The organism is Sphingorhabdus sp., assembly GCF_044239665.1.
GTDB lineage: Bacteria > Pseudomonadota > Alphaproteobacteria > Sphingomonadales > Sphingomonadaceae > Sphingorhabdus_B.
The window spans coordinates 17,846-38,791 of record NZ_JBIIBA010000007.1 but is presented as its reverse complement, the minus strand read 5'-3'; the positions used below and the strand labels follow the sequence as shown (position 1 = coordinate 38,791).

The 20,946-nt window shown below is 56.1% G+C and carries 17 protein-coding genes; 11 read left to right on the top strand and 6 right to left on the bottom strand.

The window, feature by feature from the left end; translation table 11 throughout:
* Nucleotides 1-50: 50 nt before the first annotated feature.
* Both ACILP3_RS03530 and ACILP3_RS03525 read left to right on the top strand, forming a co-directional pair.
* Nucleotides 51-1,163, top strand: a complete 1,113-nt coding sequence (locus tag ACILP3_RS03530; RefSeq protein WP_395615291.1) for an ATP phosphoribosyltransferase regulatory subunit — start codon at nt 51-53, stop codon at nt 1,161-1,163.
* Between the two features lie 138 nt (nt 1,164-1,301).
* On the top strand, nt 1,302-2,591 hold the full coding sequence (locus tag ACILP3_RS03525) for an adenylosuccinate synthase (RefSeq protein ID WP_395615290.1): 1,290 nt from the start codon (nt 1,302-1,304) through the stop codon (nt 2,589-2,591).
* A 9-nt stretch (nt 2,592-2,600) separates the two neighbouring features.
* Here ACILP3_RS03525 and ACILP3_RS03520 read toward each other — a convergent pair whose 3' ends face one another.
* Complete coding sequence (locus ACILP3_RS03520; protein ID WP_395615289.1) at nt 2,601-3,902, bottom strand: spinster family MFS transporter; 1,302 nt, start codon at nt 3,900-3,902, stop codon at nt 2,601-2,603.
* 173 nt (nt 3,903-4,075) lie between these two features.
* On the opposite strand from ACILP3_RS03520, the gene ACILP3_RS03515 reads away from it, so the two are divergent.
* A complete protein-coding gene (locus ACILP3_RS03515) occupies nt 4,076-4,813 on the top strand; it encodes a class I SAM-dependent methyltransferase (protein WP_395615288.1) in 738 nt (245 codons plus the stop codon).
* Here the strand turns inward: ACILP3_RS03515 and ACILP3_RS03510 are convergent.
* A complete protein-coding gene (locus ACILP3_RS03510) occupies nt 4,810-6,153 on the bottom strand; it encodes a dicarboxylate/amino acid:cation symporter (RefSeq protein WP_395615287.1) in 1,344 nt (447 codons plus the stop codon). The genes ACILP3_RS03515 and ACILP3_RS03510 overlap by 4 nt on opposite strands.
* A gap of 185 nt (nt 6,154-6,338) precedes the next feature.
* Between ACILP3_RS03510 and ACILP3_RS03505 the strand changes: the two genes are divergently transcribed.
* A complete protein-coding gene (locus tag ACILP3_RS03505; RefSeq protein WP_395615286.1) occupies nt 6,339-10,988 on the top strand; it encodes an NAD-glutamate dehydrogenase in 4,650 nt (1,549 codons plus the stop codon).
* 336 nt (nt 10,989-11,324) lie between these two features.
* On the opposite strand, the gene ACILP3_RS03500 is transcribed toward ACILP3_RS03505, so the two are convergent.
* Together ACILP3_RS03500 and ACILP3_RS03495 are read right to left on the bottom strand one after the other, a co-directional pair.
* The gene (locus ACILP3_RS03500) at nt 11,325-11,450 is read right to left on the bottom strand and encodes a hypothetical protein (RefSeq protein ID WP_295444678.1); all 126 of its coding nucleotides are present in this window, start codon (nt 11,448-11,450) and stop codon (nt 11,325-11,327) included.
* A gap of 120 nt (nt 11,451-11,570) precedes the next feature.
* The gene (locus ACILP3_RS03495; protein ID WP_395615285.1) at nt 11,571-12,164 is read right to left on the bottom strand and encodes an HD domain-containing protein; all 594 of its coding nucleotides are present in this window, start codon (nt 12,162-12,164) and stop codon (nt 11,571-11,573) included.
* Nucleotides 12,165-12,253: 89 nt separating this feature from the next.
* Here ACILP3_RS03495 and ACILP3_RS03490 point away from each other — a divergent pair, with 89 nt between their 5' ends.
* Genes ACILP3_RS03490 through yghX form a run of 3 tightly spaced genes read left to right on the top strand, consistent with a single transcriptional unit; the run spans nt 12,254 to nt 15,100 of the window.
* The gene (locus ACILP3_RS03490; protein ID WP_395615284.1) at nt 12,254-13,390 is read left to right on the top strand and encodes a sensor histidine kinase; all 1,137 of its coding nucleotides are present in this window, start codon (nt 12,254-12,256) and stop codon (nt 13,388-13,390) included.
* A complete protein-coding gene (locus tag ACILP3_RS03485; RefSeq protein ID WP_395615283.1) occupies nt 13,387-14,187 on the top strand; it encodes a LytR/AlgR family response regulator transcription factor in 801 nt (266 codons plus the stop codon). Before ACILP3_RS03490 ends, ACILP3_RS03485 begins: the two co-directional genes overlap by 4 nt.
* 10 nt (nt 14,188-14,197) lie before the next feature.
* Nucleotides 14,198-15,100: a YghX family hydrolase gene (gene yghX, locus ACILP3_RS03480; protein ID WP_395615282.1), complete on the top strand. Its 903-nt coding sequence runs from the start codon at nt 14,198-14,200 to the stop codon at nt 15,098-15,100.
* Here yghX and tadA read toward each other — a convergent pair.
* On the bottom strand, nt 15,097-15,552 hold the full coding sequence (gene tadA, locus ACILP3_RS03475) for a tRNA adenosine(34) deaminase TadA (protein ID WP_395615281.1): 456 nt from the start codon (nt 15,550-15,552) through the stop codon (nt 15,097-15,099). The genes yghX and tadA overlap by 4 nt on opposite strands.
* 130 nt (nt 15,553-15,682) lie before the next feature.
* Here tadA and rpmB point away from each other — a divergent pair, with 130 nt between their 5' ends.
* A complete protein-coding gene (rpmB, locus tag ACILP3_RS03470; protein ID WP_125230549.1) occupies nt 15,683-15,973 on the top strand; it encodes a 50S ribosomal protein L28 in 291 nt (96 codons plus the stop codon).
* An 83-nt stretch (nt 15,974-16,056) separates the two neighbouring features.
* Here rpmB and ACILP3_RS03465 read toward each other — a convergent pair whose 3' ends face one another.
* Nucleotides 16,057-17,028, bottom strand: coding sequence for an esterase-like activity of phytase family protein (locus tag ACILP3_RS03465; protein WP_395615280.1), 972 nt, complete (start codon nt 17,026-17,028; stop codon nt 16,057-16,059).
* A gap of 164 nt (nt 17,029-17,192) precedes the next feature.
* Here ACILP3_RS03465 and ACILP3_RS03460 point away from each other — a divergent pair, with 164 nt between their 5' ends.
* The 3 genes from ACILP3_RS03460 (at nt 17,193) to ACILP3_RS03450 (ending at nt 20,942) form a co-directional block, all read left to right on the top strand.
* The gene (locus ACILP3_RS03460; RefSeq protein ID WP_395615279.1) at nt 17,193-17,570 is read left to right on the top strand and encodes a glycine zipper 2TM domain-containing protein; all 378 of its coding nucleotides are present in this window, start codon (nt 17,193-17,195) and stop codon (nt 17,568-17,570) included.
* A 170-nt stretch (nt 17,571-17,740) separates the two neighbouring features.
* Nucleotides 17,741-20,710: an L-glutamate gamma-semialdehyde dehydrogenase gene (locus tag ACILP3_RS03455; RefSeq protein ID WP_395615278.1), complete on the top strand. Its 2,970-nt coding sequence runs from the start codon at nt 17,741-17,743 to the stop codon at nt 20,708-20,710.
* A gap of 49 nt (nt 20,711-20,759) precedes the next feature.
* Nucleotides 20,760-20,942 carry a hypothetical protein gene (locus ACILP3_RS03450; protein WP_395615277.1) on the top strand — a complete coding sequence of 61 codons (183 nt, stop codon included), beginning with the start codon at nt 20,760-20,762 and terminating at the stop codon, nt 20,940-20,942.
* Nucleotides 20,943-20,946: the final 4 nt, after the last annotated feature.

Sequence of the window (20,946 nt, the reverse complement as noted above, 5' to 3'; positions counted from 1 at the left end):
ATGGCGCAAGCGGGGCTTCCCCGCTTGGACTTTTGCGGTAAAGAGTGCGCATGAATATTCCACCTGATTTGCTACCCGAAGGGTTCCGTGACCGTCTGCCTCCCCAAGCGGAGGTTGCGGCGCGGGTCTCGCGGGCGATGATCGATGTGCTGGCAAGCTATGGCTATGCGCGCGTGGCACCGGCCATGGCGGAATTTGAATCGGTGCTCGCCAAACATAGCGGCGATGCAGCGCGTAATCAGCATTTGCGTTTTACAGACCCTGTGTCGGGCCATACGCTGGCGCTGCGCGGTGATATCACGGTGCAGGTCGGGCGGATTGCGACGACCCGCCTAAAGGATGCCCCGCGCCCGTTACGCTTGGCCTATCATGGGCAGGTGCTGCGCCTGCGCGCCAAACAATTGCGCCCTGAACGGGAATTGACGCAATTGGGCGCGGAATTGGTCGGCAATGACAGCGTCGCTGCCGCCTGCGAAATTGTTGGCGTTGCCATTGATGCGCTTGAGGCGGCGGGCGTGAAAGACATTACCATCGATTTCACCTTGCCTGATCTTGTGGAACGGCTGGCGGAAAAGGCGCTACCTTTGGCGGCGGACAAAATTGATGCCGTTCGGTCCGAGCTGGATATGAAGGATGCAGGCGGACTGAGTGCGCTGGGGGCGGATGCCTATTTGCCGCTGCTCGCGGCGACGGGTCCATTTGCAGAAGCGGTTGAGAAATTGCGGGCGATTGACGCTGGCGGGGCGCTGGCGTCGCGAATACGCGCTTTGGAAGCCATTGCGGGAACTATTGCAGGCCGTGCCAATGTGACGCTGGATCCGACCGAGCGGCATGGTTTTGAATATCAAAGCTGGTTCGGCTTCACGATCTTTGCCAAAGGTTACAGCGCTGCGCTTGGTCGCGGTGGGACATATTATATTCATCGTGCCGATGGACCATCGGAACCGGCCACGGGCTTCTCGCTCTATCCCGATCCATTGATTGATCTGGCTGACGAAGGCGTCGTCCGTCGTCTTTTCCTGCCGCTTGGCACTGACGCGGCGACTGGCGCAAAAATGCGGCATGACGGTTGGGTGACGGTATCGGCCTTGGATGAAAATGACAGTGCAGCTGTGCTGGGCTGCACCCATATTTGGATAAACGGTCAAGCCATTCCCGCCTGAAATCATCGCCCATGCAGCTTTAGGGTGGACGCCAGCCTCGCATAATCATAACGGAGGCCACGGCGAATCCCTTCGCAGGAAAAACCTCCTGCGCAGAAAAAGGCCCCAGAGCTATCTGGCTTTGACAGGGAATATCTGATGGCGAATGTAACCGTAATTGGCGCACAATGGGGCGACGAGGGTAAAGGTAAGATTGTCGACTGGCTGGCGGAACGCGCTGATGCCGTCGTCCGCTTTCAAGGCGGGCATAATGCTGGCCATACTTTGGTCGTTGGCGACAATGTCTATAAATTGTCGTTGCTGCCTTCGGGCATAGTTACCGGCACATTGTCGATTATTGGCAATGGTGTGGTTCTCGACCCTTGGGCGTTGCGCGACGAAATGGCGAAGCTGCGCGGGCAGGGCGTTTCCATCACGACCGAGAATTTTGCGCTCGCGGATAATTGCGCATTGATCTTGCCAATTCACCGCGATTTGGATGGTCTGCGGGAAACTGCGGCGGGGTCGGGCAAGATTGGCACGACGGGTCGCGGCATTGGCCCTGCATATGAAGACAAGGTGGGCCGCCGTGCGATCCGCGTGTGCGACCTTGCCCATCTTGATGCTCTGGATGCGCAGCTTGACCGCTTGTGCGCGCATCATGACGCTTTACGCGCCGGATTTGGCGAACCGCCCGTTGATCGCGCGCGCTTGATCGCTGACCTGAAAGAAATTGCGCCCTTCGTTCTCGAATATGCCCAGCCCGTTTGGAGGCGCCTGAACAATGTGCGCAAGGCAGGGGCTCGGATATTGTTTGAAGGCGCGCAGGGCGTATTGCTCGACGTTGACCATGGCACCTATCCTTTCGTAACCTCGTCCAACACCGTATCGGGCACCGCGGCGTCCGGTTCCGGCCTTGGCCCAAGTGCAGCGGGCTTTGTGCTCGGTATCGTTAAGGCTTACACCACGCGGGTGGGGTCAGGGCCATTCCCGACCGAGCTTGAAGATGAAACGGGTCAAAGGCTGGGTGAACGCGGCCATGAATTTGGCACTGTCACGGGGCGCAAGCGCCGTTGTGGCTGGTTTGACGCCGTAATCGTGCGCCAAAGCTGCGCCGTATCCGGCGTGACCGGCATTGCGCTGACAAAGTTGGACGTGCTTGACGGCTTTGATACGATCAAGATTTGCACGGGCTATCGCCTGAATGGCAAGGTTTATGATTATCTGCCTGCGCATGCGGCAGAGCAAGCCGCTGTCGAGCCCATTTACGAAGAAATGCCCGGTTGGCAGGAAACCACCGCAGGCGCGCGCAGTTGGGCCGACCTTCCGGCACAAGCGATCAAATATATCACGCGTGTGCAGGAATTGATCGAAACACCCGTTGCCTTGGTATCCACCTCGCCGCAGCGCGAAGATACGATCTTGGTGCGCGATCCCTTTGCGGATTAGGGTCTGGACCTAACCTGTTTTCAGTTCAGCCTTCAGGCGCAAGCTAGCGCGCCAGAAGAAGAAAGCAGGGATGAGGCCAAGCCATGCTGCGCCGTAGAGCACCCAACGGACGCTGTCATCGCCGGCCAATGGCTTGAACGCGTCTGACATCATGCCGAACAACAAGGGGCCTAATCCAAGGCCGATCAGGTTTTGCGCGAACAGCATAAACGCGGCGGCGACAGCGCGGGCCTCTGGCTTTACCAATCCTTGGACACAGGCGTAGGTCGGGCCATAATAAGCCGCGTTTAATGCCGATGGCACAAATAATAAGAGTATCGCCACGCGCCAGTCGGTTGCGAAATAGCCCAAGAACAATATGGGCGCGGCAATCACCATCCCGATGGCCGGTGTGGTCAACAAATGACGTTTATCGATTTTGCCGAACTTGTCGGCCATCATGCCGCCCAGCCACGTGCCGATCATACCCGCCACGCCCAAGACAAGGCCAAGCAAAAGGCCGGTTTCCCCGGGGCTAAGGCCGTGCGAGCGAATGAACAAAATGACTGCCCAAACGCTTTTGCCGTACGACAGAAACGCGGTGAATGATGCCGCAATGGCCAACATCACAAAGGCGCGCGAACTGAACACTTCTTTAAGCGCGTCTTTGGTCGAAAGAACATCGCGGGCCTTTTCGCCGGACAATGCGCGGGCAGCCGCTTCGGCCTTGCGGGGTTCGCGCAATATAAAGGGCAGGACAGCCGCCAATATGAGGCCTGGAATGGCGACCGCCATAAATGCTACGCGCCAGCCATAAGCATCGTTCAAAACGCCACCGATGACGAGGCCCAATAAGCTGCCGATCGGAATGCCAAGGCCGTAAAATGCGATGGCAGAGGATCTTTTTTCCGGCGGGACGCTGTCGGTGATCAGCGAGTGGGCGGCGGGGGTGCACCCTGCTTCACCTACGCCAACGCCTACGCGGGCGAGCGCCAATTGCGCAAAATTTTGTGCCAATCCGCATAAGGCTGTCATGGCGGACCAGACCGCCAAGGATATCGATATCAGGCCAACGCGATTGGTGCTGCTATTGTCCGCATAACGCGCAATGGGGATGCCCAGCAATGTATAGAAAAGCGCAAAGGCAAGACCAGTTAACAAACCAATTTGGGTATCGGACAGATCGAGATCCCGGCTGATGGGTTCAGCCAAAATGTTGACAATCTGTCGGTCGAGGAAATTAAACACATAAACAATCATCAATATCCACAGCAGCAATTTGGGATTTGTAATCGTCGATTTTGCAGCCGGTGCCGTCTGGCCATTGTCCATGAATATCTCCTCTTCCTGCATGATGTTATGGAAGGTTTTTCCACATTGTCAAAGCCCTGAAACGTGCGTTCAGCGCGCTTTGTAAACGGCGTGCCGTGCCATGTGTGGAGATAATCCGTCGGTCCGATCACTCTTTGATTGACTGTTGTCCGCTTCACCGCTCTTGGGACGCGATGACTACACGCGAAACGACGGCCTTGATGCCGCTTCATGAGTTGGACCTTAGCTTGTCTTTGGGCGACCGCGTGATGGTCATGGCTTATGGTGCTATTCAATGGCCGTGGTTGCTGCGCAGCCTTGATGGAGGCCGCAAAAAAGACAAGGCTGCTCTGCTTGCCTATCTCGGATTACCTATCGATGCGCTGCCTAATTTAGGTAGTTGGAAAGCCGATACAAATTTTTTGTGGCACATTGTGTCGACAATCGAAGACATGCGACCGGCACAAGTCGTCGAATTGGGCTGCGGGGCCTCCACTTTTATCGCTGCGCGCGCGTTGCAGCTTTTTGGTGGCGGAAAGATTGTCAGCTTTGACCAACATGCTGCGTTTGCGCAAACGACTCAAGACTGGATACGCGACAATGATATGGACGCAGAAATCCGGCACGCGCCGCTGGGCACACCACCCATTGGTTGGCCGGGGCACTGGTATCAACTGTCCGATGTTCCCAAAGAGATTGACTTGCTCATAGTCGATGGTCCGCCTTGGGCCATTCATCCACATGTGCGCGGTGCGGCCGCAAGCCTGTTTCCGCTCATCCGTCCCGGCGGCAAGGTGCTGTTGGATGACGCCGCGCGACCCGGCGAGCGTGTCGTGGCGCGGCGCTGGCGCAAAGACCATCCGAACATGGACTTCACGCTCGACAGCAAAGGCGCCAAGGGCACCTTGCTAGGTTACAAACACCCCGCCTAAATTTTGGTCGACCGCTCGTCAGTGACCATATCGCTGGCGAGGTCTAGCCCAGCCTTGCCGTGCGCTGCGGTGTGCGCAGGGGCGTGCGGTGGTTCGACATAATCCGGCTGTTCCACCTCCAACATGCCTTCCCATTTGGTAATGACGGACGTTGCAACGGCGTTGCCGACGACATTGGTCGCGGTGCGGCCCATATCGAGGAACTGGTCAATAGCCAGAATGAGTGCGACGCCTTCTACTGGAAGGTCGAACATGGCCAATGTACCGGTGATGACCACCAACGAAGCGCGCGGCACGGCGGCGACGCCCTTGGAGGAAATCATGAGGGTAAGCAGGATAAGGATCTGCGTGCCGATGGATAGGTCAATGCCATAAGCTTGCGCGATGAAGATTGTGGCAAAGCTCATATACATCATCGAACCATCAAGGTTGAAGCTGTAACCCAAGGGCAGCATGAAGCCCGAAATCCGGCGCGGAACCCCAAAACGGTCGAGCTGTTCAAACAATTTGGGCAGGGCCGCTTCGCTGGATGCGGTAGAAAATGCGATCAACATAGGTTCGCGGATGTAGCGGATGAGCGTCCAAATCCGCCGACCGAGAAAGATTGCGCCGACGGACAAGAGGATCGTCCACAACAAGGCGAGCGACAGATAAAACTCCGTCACCAGTTCCAAATAGGTCGCAAGGATCGCCAAGCCGCTTTTCGAAACCACAGCTGCCAATGCGCCGAAAACTGCGACGGGGGCATAACGCATCACATAATGCGTTATCTGAAGCATCATTTCTGCAAGTGACTCTGCGCCCCGCACCAAAGGCGCACCCTTTTCACCCAGGGCCGAAAGCGCGATGCCAGCGAACAAGGCGAACACCAAAATCTGCAATATGTTGTTGGTGGCCATCGCTTCAAAAGCGTTTTTGGGGAAAATCGAAAGAATGAATTCCCAAAAGTCGAGTTTCTTGACCTCGCCAATGGTTGCAGCAGCATTTGCAATGCTGTCAACGGGCGCGCCTACGCCCGGTTGGAACAGGTTCACCATCAACAAGCCAAGGCCAATTGAGATGAAGCTGGCGATGATAAACCATGTGATGGCCCGAAAACCGATGCGGCCGAGCGCCGAGCTGTCGCCCATATGCGCGATACCAACGACGATGGTTGACAGAATGAGTGGCGCAACCAACAGTTTGACTAAGTTCAGAAATATATTGGATAGAAGGTTAAACGTCTTTAAAAAATATTCAAAATAGGTGCTGTCCTGCGCGAAACTGACATGGACCGCATAGCCGACTGCTACGCCCAGGATCATTCCTGCCAAAATCCACAATGTAAGCCGTTTATCCACGCAACCCTCCAAACATCCCTTGATTCATTTTACGCTACACAGGAGCAATGCAGGTCGCAAGAAGTTACAGACGTGACTTGTTTAAGCTTGAGAAGGACGCCATAAGTCTTGTAATAAAATTACAACGCACTGTGTCGTTGAACATGGCGCATAAACAGATGCTTGCGGGCTCAGGAGATCATTTCATGGCGGCCGCCAAAATTGTGAAGAACGCGGTAAAAATCGACAAGACCCTTTTGAAGGATATGGTCTGCGCCTTTACCGAGACCGCTTTGCCGGGCGAAAATGAAGGTTTTGATGCCAAGGCGGCCGAAGATGCCGCGCGCTTCACCATCGAAACAGGCCTGCATCGCAAGGCGGGCAGCGCGGCGATTGCATTGGATAGCTTTACCGATAGGCATGGCCGTTTAATGATGCGCATATCGCTGAATAATGACGACATGCCCTTTTTGGTGGATTCGGTGTCGTCTGCGGTTGCTGCTCATGGGATAGCGGTGAAGCGTATCATCCACCCAGTGTTGAGCGTTGTCCGCGATGACGCCCGCGCTTTGACTTCAATCAGCCGTAAACGAATGGATGGGCAGGCACGCGAATCCTTCATATATCTGGAGACGGAGCGCGTTGACGCCAAGGAACGACGTCAGCTTGAGGCGCATTTGGCCGCTGTTCTCGCCGATGTTCGCGGCGCGGTAACAGATTGGCGCGATATGCTCGCTGCCTTGTCCGCCGACGCCGACAGCCTGCCGGATAGCGAAGGTACCGCCCTGATCCGGTGGTTCCACGACAATAACATGACGATATTGGCGCATGAGCGGATCAGCAGCGATGGTGCGCGGTCCAACCGCCTTGGCCTATCGCGCGTGAGCGACGCGCCTGTGCTTTCGGAAGATAGTGTCAGCCTTGCCATAAATTGGTTTGAAGCCGGCGGTCTTGCGCCCTTGGTGTTGAAATCCAACCGTGTTTCGAACGTCCATCGCAATGTTCAATTGGACCTGATTGTTACGCCGGTGCAAACGGGCGATCGGGTAACGGGCTTAGCCGTCACAGCCGGGCTTTGGACAAGCGCGGCGCTGGCAACTGCTCCGGAATCCATTCCTGTGCTCAGAACGCATCTGGCATCGTTGATGGCGCGTTATGGCTTTGACCCTTCGGGCCATGCTGGCAAGGCGATGGCCCATGCGCTGACCGCGCTGCCGCACGACCTTTTGGTTGCGCTCAAGCTTGATAATCTGGAACGCGTGACGCTGACTGCCATGTCGCTGACCGACCGACCGCGCCCCAAGCTGATTGCGCTGCGGTCGCCATTGGGACGTCATTTATACATCTTTGTATGGTTGCCACGCGATGATGTGTCGACCGGCATCCGTAAGCAGATCCAGACGATGTTGATGGATGCCACAGGTGGGTCTTTATTAGGTTGGACCATCGGTTTGGACGACGGCGGCGTGGCTTTGTTGCGCTATACGCTCGATTTGCCGGATCGTGGGCAGACAGTGGACGAAGCTGGCCTCGATGCAAAGCTGGAGCTGATGGTGCGTGGATGGGAACCAGCGGTTGAGGTTGCATTGGCGCAACTGACCGATGAAAAACGCGCCGCCGCCATGCTTGTGCGCTACGGCGCTGGCTTCCCGCCCAATTACCGCAGTAGCTACTCGACCGAGGAGGCTGCGCGGGACATGATTGGCTTGCTCGCCATGGAACGTGACCATAGCAAGATCACCCGGCTGTTTATAGAAGAGGGCAAGCTTCGGCTGAAAATCTACAGCCATGGCGCCCCCCTGCCGTTGAGCGATGTCGTGCCCGCGCTGGAGAATTTCGGTTTTGATGTTTTGGAGGAAACGCCGACCGCATTGGGCGATGGTCATTATATCCATGACTTCCGTCTTGCCTTGCGCGGCGGCGATATTGCAACTGTCTTAGAAAATCCGCGCGTCCTTGAAGGTGCGCTGAGCCAAGTTTTAGATGGCAGTTTTGAAAATGACGTGTTCAACCAACTGGTCACGATTGGCGGGCTTGCGCCGCAATCGGTCATTTGGCTGCGCGCATGGTACCGCTATTTGCGTCAAACAGGTGTGGCCTATGGCATGCCAACAGTGGTGTCCGCCTTGGCCAAAAACGCCAATGTGACGCGGTCGATCATATCCCTGTTCGATGCTTTGCATAATCCGGCAACCAACGGCAGCCGCGACAAGGAAGCGGCAAAATATCAAAAATCCATCACCGCCGATCTGGCGGCGGTTTCGGCGATTGACGAAGATCGCATTTTGCGCCGGTTTTGGGCGGTGGTGCTGGCAACATTGCGCACCAATGCGTTTTCCGCAGCGGCAGCCGAAGCCTTAGCGTTCAAGCTGGATTGCGCAAAAGTGCCTGGCCTGCCTGCGCCGCTGCCTTGGCGCGAGGTATTTGTCTATTCGCCCCGCGTGGAGGGCATTCATTTGCGCGCTGGACCCGTTGCGCGCGGTGGCTTGCGCTGGTCCGACCGGCGTGATGACTTCCGCACCGAGGTTTTGGGCCTGATGAAGGCGCAGCGCGTTAAAAACGCGGTTATCGTCCCGACCGGTGCAAAAGGCGGCTTCTACCCCAAGCGTCTGCCCGACATGCGCGTTGACCGCGATGCCTGGTTTGCCGAAGGCACAGAGGCCTATAAAATCTTCATCCGGACCTTGCTGTCGATTACCGACAATATCGTCAACGACCGGATTGTGCATCCTGACAATGTCGTCATCCATGACGGTGACGACCCTTATTTCGTGGTTGCGGCGGACAAAGGCACGGCGACATTCTCCGACACCGCGAATGCCATCGCGCTGGAGCGTAATTTCTGGCTTGGTGATGCGTTTGCGAGTGGTGGCTCGGTTGGGTATGACCATAAGGCGATGGGCATTACCGCAAAGGGCGGCTGGCTATCTGTGCAGCGCCATTTTGCCGAAATGGGTATTGATGTCCAAAAAGAGCCGGTGACGGTTGCAGGCGTTGGTGACATGTCAGGGGACGTTTTCGGCAATGGCATGTTGCTTTCAAAAACGTTGAAAATTGTCGCGGCGTTCGACCATCGGCACATTTTCCTCGACCCCGATCCCGACCCTGCGACCAGTTGGAAAGAACGTCAGCGTTTGTTCAACTTGCCGCGGTCCAGCTGGCTTGATTATGATGCAAAGTTGATATCCAAGGGCGGCGGCGTCTTTGCGCGTACGGACAAGATCATCAAAACAACATCTGAAATCCGTAGCTTGCTTGGCATTGTTGCGAAAGAAATTGAACCATCTGCGTTGATGACCGCAATATTAAAAGCGCCCGTTCAATTGATGTGGTTCGGCGGCATAGGGACATATATTAAAGACCGGAGCGAAAGCCATTTGGACGTCGGCGACCCCGGCAATGACTTTATTCGGGTGAACGGCGCAGACGTGCAGGCGCATGTGATTGGTGAGGGCGCAAATCTTGGCGTGACGCAGGCCGGACGTATTGGCTTTGCCCTGCGCGGTGGCCGGATCAACACCGACTTCATCGACAATAGCGCGGGCGTCGATTGTTCCGACAATGAAGTGAACATCAAAATCGCCCTGAATGCGCAGATGCGTGCAGGCAAGTTGAAGGAGCCCGCGCGCAATGTCTTGCTGGCGGAGATGACCGATGCGGTGGCGCATTTGGTGTTGGAGGATAACCGTCTGCAGACGCTTGCCTTGTCTATTGCGGAAACTGGCGGTGCGGGGGATTTGCCGGCCTATGTAAGGCTTATCGAGATTTTTGAAGGCGCTGGCCGACTGGACCGTGTGGTTGAGGGACTTGCGCCTAATGAAGAACTGTTTCGGCGTGCGAGCGAAGGGCGCGGGCTCACGCGCCCGGAATTGGCGATATTGCTCTCCACAGCGAAGCTTGCAGCGCAGGATGGTGTTGAGGACGCACCTTTGGCGCAGGACAAGTCGATGGATGGCGAACTTCTAGCGGCATTCCCGAACGCGATGGTCAAATCGCATAAGTCGGCGATTTTGGGGCACCGGCTGCGCAAGGAAATCATCGCCACGAAGTTGGCCAACCGCATGATCAACCGGCTTGGCATGTTGCACCCATTTGAATTGGCGGAAGAGGAAGGCTGCAGCCTTGGCGATGTTGCCGCCGCCTTTGCCATAGCCGAGAGCATTTATGATCTGCCTGCCTTGTGGAATATGATGGATATAACCGCGATGCCGGAAACCACGCGGCTGATGCTCTTCAACCAAGCGGCCTTGGAAGTGCGCGCGCAAATGGCGGATATCATCCGCAATGCCCATGAAGGTCGCGATGTCGCGGCGGCGACGGCGGTCTATGCGCCCGTGGTGCAAAAGCTAACGGCGGCATTGGACGGGCTATTGCCTCAGGATGTCCGGCTTCAGACCGAACGTTTTGGTGCGCGGTTGACCGAAAATGGTGCGCCACGCAAAATTGGGGACCGTCTGGTGCAATTGGCGCAATTGGATGGCGCCATTGGTCTGGCGGCGCTTTCCTCTGCGCAAAAAGGCGATGTAACCGCACTAACGCGCGCCTTTACCGCCCTTGGTGATGCGCTGGGTTTAAGCTGGGCGCAGGGAACCGCCATGCAGGTCGACCCGCAAGATCCGTGGGAGCGGCTGTTGGTTGCTGGCCTCGCACGAGATTTTCAAACCATGCGCCTCGACTTTCTGCGGCGTCGTGCGGCCAAGAAACCGCTTGAGGATGCGCAAGACTGGCTGGTTGCTAACGCAGTGCGTGTGCGGGCGTTCAAGGCGATGGTGGACCGTGCCCGCATGGCAGGTGCGCCGACCCCCGCCATGTTGGCACAAGTTGCGGGGCAGGCACGGATATTGCTGGGGCGTTAACGCGCTGGGGTGACGGGGAAAAGAGGACGCGCTCCCCCCAACACCACGTCGCTCCAGCGCAGGCTGGAGCCTATCGCGCCTGTCCGGATAGCACTTCGCTTGGTCGATAGACGTGATAGGCCCCAGCCTACGCTGGGGCGACGGGAATAAGAGAGCGCGTTTTTCCCAAACGTCATGCTGAACTCGGTTCAGCATCCATCGTGCCAAACAGACCGAAGGGTAGAGACGAGAAATAGACCCTGAACCAAGTTCAGGGTGACGGTAAGGAGGGACGGTCGTGGGCGACGGGGAAGAGACGACGCATCCCCCCAACGTCATGCTGAACTTTTTAAACCCTCAGCTTTTTGTCGCTAAGCCCGCTGGATTGCCCTTTGTCGACGGGTTTGATGCGTTTTGCTTTTTCGGCTTTTCCGCCTTTGGCTTGCGGACTTCACGGCTCGACTTTTTTTGGCTCTTCGCCATGATATTTTCCTTCGGAGGAGGCGTGCGTAGGCTTAGCTTGGGTCAGGATGCGCCGACCCACATGTTGTAAAGATAAGCATCAACGGCCCTCTTTATAAGGACGCTGGAAAAATGGCTGGTTTAAGCGACGGCCTCTGCCGCGCGCTTGTAGATGCTGTTGAGCGGGCTGCGGAAAAGCTGCATCACCATCGGTTCAAAAAACTCCAGCGGCAGCGTGTCATAATCCGGATCAAAGGATGGGCAGTCATATTTGTCGATAAACTCTTCGGTATCGGCAAACCACTCATGCCCGCGAAACTGTTCACGCATGTCGCGGTCAAGACCCAGATGATGGAAGAAATTTTGTCCTTGGAAAATGCCGTGATTCTGCACAATCCAAAGGAGCTTTTCCGAAACGAACGGCTTTAATATAGCAGCGGCAATGTCCGGATGGTTGGTTGCGCCCAACGTATCACCAATGTCATGCAGCAAGGCCATCACGACATAATCCTCATCCCGACCATCACGATATGCGCGCGTCGCGGTCTGCAAGGAATGCGTCAACCGGTCGACTGCAAATCCGCCAAAATCCCCATCGAGCAATTTGAGATGGTCCAAAATCCGGCGTCCGCCATTTTGCGAAAACGGGATATTGTGCCGCATGATGATCTGCCAATCCTCTTGCGTGCTCTGCGACATATCGTGAAAATGTGCGCGGTCTTCTTGGCTGTCCATTTCGCTATCCTCTCACTTGCGATGTTTAACAGCGTTGGCAGACGAAACAAGGGCTTCATGCGCGCGCGAAATCCGGCTAGACCGAAATTATGGCGGTATTAGAGCTCACAGATAAACCCTTTTTCGCGGACAAGAATCGCGCTTTTTGGAACTTGCATTCGGCCGGTTGGGCAGGCGCGGTCATTCTGCGCGCAGCGTCCGGTATCGCGCAGGGGCAGCCCGTCAGCTTCCTAGTGCCCATCCTGATTTCTGCGGTGACCGGCTATTCGATCACGCTGCTTCTCTCGGTAATATACCGTTTCTTGATTGATCAGCGGCCGTTTATCACATGGAGCCTGACCTTCGTGTCCGTCTCACTTGCGACGCTTGGCTATGCCTATTTGGATGTGTGGGTGCTTCAAACCATTCGTGATGGGGTCGATGAAACGCCCTTTGCGCAATTGTGGTTGGCGGCGATTTACATCAACTCGGTGCTTCTGGCGGCATGGTCCGCATTATATTACGCCATCAATTATTTTGTCCGCGCGGAAGAGCAAGCCGACCAGATGATGCGCTTGGAAGCGCAGGCGACTAGCGCGCAGCTGACGATGCTGCGTTATCAGCTCAACCCCCATTTCCTGTTCAATACATTGAATAGCATTTCGACCCTAGTGCTGTTGAAGCAGACGGAACAAGCCAATGCCATGCTGTCGCGATTGTCTTCCTTCCTGCGCTTTACCCTCATCAACGAGGCTGCGGCGAAAGTGCCGCTGACTCAGGAAATTGAGACGCTGAAACTGTATCTCGATATTGAAAAAATGCGGTTTGAAGAACGCTTGCGGACATATTTCATCATTGAGCCTGCGGTTGAGAATGCATTGGTCCCGTCGCTGTTGCTGCAGCCACTTGTGGAAAATGCCATCAAATATGCCGTGACGCCCAAGGAAGAGGGCGCTGATATTTCCGTCACCGCTCAACTCGTCGGCCAAAGGGTGCGGATCACCGTTTCGGACACTGGCCCGGGCTTGCAGCCGGGGCAACAAGACCACAGCCTATCCACAGGTGTCGGCATGGCGAACACGCGAGAGCGTCTGTCGCAAGCTTATGGCGAGGACCAACGCTTTGAACATTATGTAAAAGCTGGCGGAGGGTTTGAGGTTTTGTTGGAACTCCCTTATCAAAGCAGGATTACAGCAGGGGAAGACAATCAAGCGGGGGCGCGACGGCAAGGAAAGATATCCGCATGAGCATTCGTACAATATTGGTCGACGATGAAAAGCTGGCCATTCAGGGGCTCGAATTACGGCTTCAACCTTTTGAAGATATCGAAATTGTGGCCACCTGCCACAATGGTCGCGAGGCCATTCGTAAAATCAAGACGTTAAAACCCGACTTGGTTTTTCTCGATATTCAAATGCCGGGATTTGACGGCTTTTCGGTTGTGCAAGGGGTGATGGACATCGACCCGCCCTTGTTCGTATTTGTGACCGCATATTCCGAACATGCCATTAAGGCGTTTGAGGCGCAGGCCATTGATTATTTGATGAAACCGGTGGAACCTGAGCGGCTGGCCGATACCATGGACCGCGTGCGTAGCCGGCTGTCCGACAAGCGGACATCAGAAGAGCTTGACCGCTTGCGCACAGTTATCAACGAAGTTGCGCCAAATGCGGCGGACAATTTGGTTTCATTGGATGACGATCTGGCATCCACCCGCTTTGAAAAGCTAATTAACGTCAAGGATCGCGGCCAGATTTTCCGCGTCGATGTCGCGAGCATTGAACGCATTGACGCGGCGGGTGATTATATGTGCATTTATACCGCTGATAATTCGCTCATCTTGCGTGAGACTATGAAGGATTTGGAAAAGCGGCTCGACCCGCGCACCTTCCAACGTGTCCACCGTTCCACGATCGTCAATTTGGATCAGGTCCGTCAAGTAAAGCCGCATACCAATGGCGAATGCTTTTTGGTGCTGGAATCGGGCGCGCAGGTGAAGGTCAGCCGGTCCTATCGTGACGTCGTTGCCCGTTTTGTCCATTAAGGAATTAGGTATGAAGCCAGCCAAGCCAACCCGCATGAAGGCTAGCGATTTTCATCCTTATATCCTCGAAATCTTTGATGGTTATGTCCATGGCAAGATAAGCAAGCGGGAATTCCTGCGTGAGGCGGGGAAATTTGCGGCGGCCGGCGTCACGGGCCTAATGATTCTTAATCAGCTACGGCCCGATTACGCGCTGGCGCAGCAGGTGAAGGTGGATGACCCCGCCATCATCACCGCACGCGTGACAGTGCCCAGCCCCGATGGTCATGGCAGCATCAATGGCTTGCTGGCCAAGCCCGCAAAGGCAAAGGGCAAATTGCCGACGGTGCTGGTGATCCACGAAAATCGGGGGCTTAACCCCTATATCGAAGACGTCGTGCGGCGTTTGGCCAAGGCGGGCTATATGGCGCTTGGCCCTGATGGTCTGTCCTCGGTTGGTGGCTATCCCGGTAATGACGAAACGGGCCGCGCGTTGCAGGCGAAGCTGAATCCGGCAAAGTTGCTGGAGGATTTTTTTGCCAGCTTTGAATATCTGCGGGATCATCCCGAAAGCACGGGCAAGGTGGGCGCGGTTGGGTTTTGCTATGGCGGCGGCGTGTGCAATGCGCTGGCGGTGGCCTATCCCGAAATGGCGGCATCGGTGCCTTATTATGGTCGCCAGCCACGCGCGGAAGACGTGCCAGCCATTAAAGCGCCGTTGCTTGTCCATTATGCCGAGGTGGATGAACGGATCAACGCAGGTTGGTTACCCTATCAGGCTGCGCTCATCGCAAACCAAAAACGTTTTCAGGTGCATTTCTACCCCGGAACGCAGCATGGCTTTCACAATGACAGCACGCCGCGTTTTGACACAAAGGCGGCAGAATTGTCTTGGGCCCGAACACTGACGTTTTTTGACGAAAATCTGCGTTAACGGCGGCTAGCGAAAAAATCCCTTAGGAGGGCCGCAGATTCCTCTGCGGCGATTCCGGCATATACCTCTGGCCTGTGGTGCAGGGTCGATTGTTCAAACAAGCGGGGGCCGTGGGCTACAGCGCCACCCTTGGCATCGTCAGCGCCATAATAGAGCCGCGCGATACGGGCATGGGCAATTGCGCCTGCACACATCGCGCAGGGCTCCAGCGTCACCCACAGGTCGCATCCGGTGAGGCGGTCATTGCCAAGATAGGCTGCTGCCTCTCGAATGGCGATGATTTCGGCGTGGGCGGTGGGGTCATGGCTTTCCATCGGTCGGTTGGCACCGCGCCCGATAATGACCCCGTCCTTGACGATGATTGCGCCAACGGGCACTTCACCTTGCACAGCCGCAGCGCGGGCAAGATTGAGCGCTTCATGCATCATTTCGCGGGCTTTGGTCAGGGACATGTTGTTTTGGTAGCGCAGATTCCCGCTTTTGACCACACATCGGCTTGACCTTTTCGGCGTGGAAGGTTAGGGGCAGCGACTTTCGCGGGTCAGTGATTCCGCATACACTCATTTATACAGGATATATATCATGGCGCGCATCTGCGAACTCACCGGTAAAGGCCGTTTGGTCGGTAACAATGTGAGCCACGCCAACAACAAGACGAAACGTACATTCCTGCCAAATCTGCAGAATGTTACATTGTTGTCGGACGCATTGGAGCAAGGCTACAAGTTCCGCGTGTCGACCCACGGTCTGCGTTCGGTGGAGCATGTTGGCGGTCTCGACAATTGGTTGTTGAAGACTTCGGACGAGAAGCTTTCGACCAATGCGCGCAAAGTGAAAAAAGAAATCGCCAAGAAGCAAAAAGCTGCGGCGTAAGGCCAAGGGCTGCTGGCGCGGCCTTTTGCGAAAACGAATCATAAGCCGGGGGCAGTCTATGCCTCCGGCTTTTTGCTGTCCGCTTATTGGTTCAGACGGAATTTCATCAATATCGTTCGTTGGAACAGGGTGAAATTATTGTCCGAGATGAGCCATAGGAATATGCTGTCGCCATCGCTGGTCACGGCGATCCCTTCCATATTGTCGACGCGCAATGGGGGTGCAAGCGACGCAATGACATTGGCCGAAGCCACGCCATTGGCACGGATGCTTTTGGGATTGAGCAGTGACACCTTGGCGGTAAATTCCGATGGAAACGCTATGGCGCGCTGCAAAATCGCGATTCGCCCATCGGGCAATTGCACGGCATCGGTCACGCGATAGCCGGTTGGCGGTCGGAATTGAAATGGCGTGATCCTGCTGCCGCTTTCCACCGGGTCACCAGAAAACAAAAATGCCTGATGCATATCGCCGTCGAGATTCTCGGCAATCACGATAAAGCGACCGTCTTTCAATCGCAGGATGCTTTCGGCACCTTTGTTGCGTGGCAAATGCTGCATTTCGGGCGGGCGGACTATGCCGGTTTCGCCCCCAAAAGATGCGTTGTACCGCCGGATCGCGTGCTTGCCCTCAAAACTGACCCAATATTGGTCGCTATCGGGATCATAGACCAGTCCCTCACTATCGCGGTCTTTATAGCTTGCATTTGGGCCATGCAGATTTGGCAGCGGCGCGATTGTGGTGCGGTCGATCCGTCCATCATCGGTCAAATCAAAGCGGATGAAAGTCCCTGCGTCGCCAATGCCGACAAAGCGGTCATTGGCGATGGCAACCAGTGCCGAAATACCGCCGAAATTTTCGTTGCGGCTGCGTAATTCCCACGCTGCGACAAATTCCAACGCGCCTACCTGCTTTTGGGCTGGGTTATCGGGGTTAAGGGCGAGCGGCCGCAAGCTGATGTCTTGGCTGTTGCTCGGATAAATCGTGCGGACACCGCCAATGGCCAGCGCCGCTAACGCACAGGCCAGCGCAAGACGTTTGATCTTTGCCGTCATGACACTCCCAACCGTTCATCATTTTGCATCCAAAGATGAACGAACGATAACAATCGCATTCAGCTTCGGTGCAATAGGGGATGTCCATAAGGCAAAAGTTGGCAAAACAAATCGTCTATTTCCCCCATGCGAGCCTGCCTTGAAAAAACGAAGGAGTATCGAAAATGACATATTTGAAGAAAAGCATCGGCGCGCTGGTTCTTGCAGCGACGGCCGTAACCGGATTTTCCGTAACGCCAGCAATGGCGCGCGAACGTTATCATGATGATTATTACAGCCAAGATGATCGTCAGGGCAGCTATGACCGCCGTGAATATCGCCGTGGTGACCGTTATTACCGGAACAATAACTATCGCAACAATGCGCGTTGCGATAAGGGCACGGGCGGCACGGTCATCGGGGCGGTTGCAGGTGGCCTGCTGGGTAACGAAGTCGCGCGTCGCGGCAACAAGACCGAAGCGAGTATTATCGGCGCAGCGGTCGGTGCCTTGGCGGGACGCGCTATCGACAAGTCGGACAATAACTGCCGCCGCTATCGCTAAAAGTTTTAGAAATTCCGTCCGGCGACGCTCCTGAACCGTGTTAAGCGCCGGGCAGAATGTCATTCAGGTTTTGTCCTGACGTGACCTTAAGGCCAGTCTTCTGAAGAAGGCTGGCTTTTTCGTTACAACTGAAACTTGTCTGCTTTGTTTTTATCCTGCAAAGCGCGGCTATGAACGCAGCACTCGATTCCACGCGCTTGTCCATCCGGTCCTTTCATCGCACGTCAGAACCTGACGTGCTGGCACCACTTGTGGTCGCTGCCACGGTCGATGGGGCGATTCGGGGGGATATCGTGCGCAGTGCGCGCGGCCTGCTCGACGATTTGCGCAAGGTGCAGGCCGATGGCTGGGTAAACTCCTTTTTGCAGCAATACCGCCTTGGCACAGAAGAGGGCACGGCGCTCTTGTCTCTGGCCGAGGCCTTTTTACGCGTGCCCGACCCGCAGACGGCAGACCTGCTGATTGCGGACAAGCTGACAGACGCCGATTGGAGTGATCATAAGGGACAATCGTCCAGCATGCTGGTCAACAGTGCCACTTGGGGTTTAGTGCTGGGTAAGGCCGTGTTGGGCGACAGTACGAGCACATTGAAGCGCCTGATTGCAAAGGCCGGCGAACCCTTTGTGCGTCAGGCCGTCGGCGCAGCAATGCGGCTGATGGGGCAGGTGTTTGTCATGGGCCGTGACATTGACGAAGCGATGGCGCGGATGGAGTCCAAGGATAATCGCGGCTTTACCGCCAGTTTCGACATGCTTGGCGAAGCGGCGCGGACCAAAGCGGATGCCGAACGTTATTTCCAATCCTATGCCGCCGCCGTTGCCGCCGTTGGCCGCAACCCCGCACGCGGGCATAGCGTTTCGGTCAAATTATCCGCGCTCCACCCGCGCTACGAAACCGCAAAAAGCGCAACATGCGTGCCAGAACTTGCAGAGATGGTGCGCGAACTGGCGCGTTCTGCGTCCTCGCTGGGTGTGCAACTGACGGTTGATGCCGAAGAGGCCGCACGGCTGGAGATGAGCCTCGACATCATTGAGCAGGTCGCGCGCGATCCAGCTTTGTCTGGTTGGGATGGGCTTGGCATGGCGGTGCAAGCTTATTCCAAGCGCGCCCGTCCCGTGCTCGCTTGGGCCGACGCCTTGGGCCACGACACGTCGCGCATCTTACAAGTGCGCTTGGTGAAAGGCGCCTATTGGGACAGCGAAATCAAACATGCGCAGGAACGTGGCCTGAGCGACTTTCCATTGTTCACCCGAAAGGCCGCGACCGATGTGTCCTATCTTGCTTGCGCAAAGGACATGCTTGCTGCGCGCAATATCCGTCCGGCGTTCGCGACGCATAATGCCTTGACCGTCGCGACTATCCTCCAATGGACGGGCGCGCAGCGCAATTTTGAATTTCAGCGGCTCCACGGCATGGGGGAGGGGTTGTTTGATCGCCTCGTGCGTGAGGATGGCTATAATTGCCGCACCTATGCGCCGGTCGGCGGACATCGCGACTTGCTGGCTTATCTTGTCCGCCGCCTGTTGGAAAATGGCGCGAACAGCAGTTTCGTCCACCAATTGGCGGATCAATCGATTAGCGAAGACGAATTATTGGCGGACCCGGTCGAAAAAATCATGGCCGTTGGCGGCACGCGCCATCCCGCAATTGCCGCGCCTGCAGATCTTTTTCAGCCCGAGCGCGTGAACAGCAGCGGCCTAGATTTAGATGACGCGGTTATATTGCAAGAAACCGCTGCCCAAATGGCCATGCCCGTAAATTTGAACGGTGACTTAAGTGTAAGTCCGGCAGAGGCTGTGACATCTGCGCTTGCGGCTTATCCGCAATGGTCGGGCACACCCGTCGCCGCCCGCGCCGATTGCCTGGATCGACTGGCAGATTTATTGGAGGAAAACCGCAGCCAGCTCATGGCCATTGCCGTGCAAGAGGCCCGCAAAACAATATCCGATGCGCTTTCCGAAGTCCGCGAGGCGATTGATTTCTGCCGATATTACGCCGCGCGCGCGCGCACCGACTTGGTCCCGATTGAATTGCCGGGGCCAACGGGTGAACGCAATGTCCTGCGCCATGAAGGTCGCGGCGTGTGGATCGCCATTGCCCCGTGGAATTTCCCTCTGGCGATTTTCTTAGGGCAAGTCGCTGCCGCCTTGGTTGCCGGCAATACGGTGGTGGCCAAACCAGCGCCGCAAACGCCGGCCATCGGCAGGTTCGCGGTCGCCCTAGCCCATGCCGCTGGCGTGCCGAAGGGCGCGTTGCAGATTGTGACAGGGGCAGGGGATGTCGGCGCGGCGCTGACGGCGGATATACGCATAGCGGGCGTGGTGTTTACCGGATCGGTTCCGACCGCAAAGGCGATTGCACGCAATTTGGTCGCTGATGATGATCGGCCCTTGGTGCCTTTGATCGCCGAAACAGGCGGCTTGAACGCGATGATTGTCGATTCGACGGCTTTGTCCGAACAAGTTGTGCGTGATGTCATCGTGTCGGGCTTTCAATCGGCTGGCCAACGCTGCTCGGCGCTGCGGCTGTTGCTGCTGCAAGAAGATATTGCCGAACATACGCTCGAAATGCTGCGCGGGGCGATGGATACGCTCAATATGGGCGATCCTGCGGACCCGGCCACGGATATTGGGCCAGTGATTGATCAGGCGGCATATGATATGTTGATGGCCTATCGTGCCAGTGTGAAAGACCGGATCATCCATGAAATAGCAGTTCCCGCCAACGGCCTGTTCGTGCCGCCGACGGTTATCCAATTGGACGATATCGATGAATTGAACTGCGAATTTTTCGGCCCATTGGTCCATGTGGTAACGTGGAAAGCCGGATCGCTGGAGGCGACCATTGCGAAGATAAACGCCAAGGGCTTTGGCCTGACGATGGGGCTACACAGTCGTATTGCAGGCAGCAGCATATTGATCGAACAATTGGCGCGTGTAGGTAATCTATATATCAACCGGTCGATGATTGGCGCGGTCGTTGGCAGCCAGCCTTTTGGTGGCGAAGGCCTGTCCGGCACGGGGCCCAAGGCGGGCGGGCCTCATTATCTTTATCGCTTCTGCGCCGAACGCACGACGAGCACCGATACGACAAGCGCGGGCGGCAATGCCTCGTTGCTGTCATTGGATGACGGAAGTTAGATAAACATCTTGCTTGCTTGCGCATCGCAGTTGGTGGCAAAGGGGCGGCATGTCCGGAACAGAAAATAGTCAGCCCCGCCTTGCCGGCGGCATCTTCATTGCCTTTGGTCTTTTAATCGGGGCCATTGTCGGCGTTGCCATGGACCAACCCTCCGCCGGAGCGGTTATTGGTATGGTCATCGGTAGCATTGTCGCAGTGCTGATTTGGGTCATGGATCGCAAGCGTCGTTAAGGGA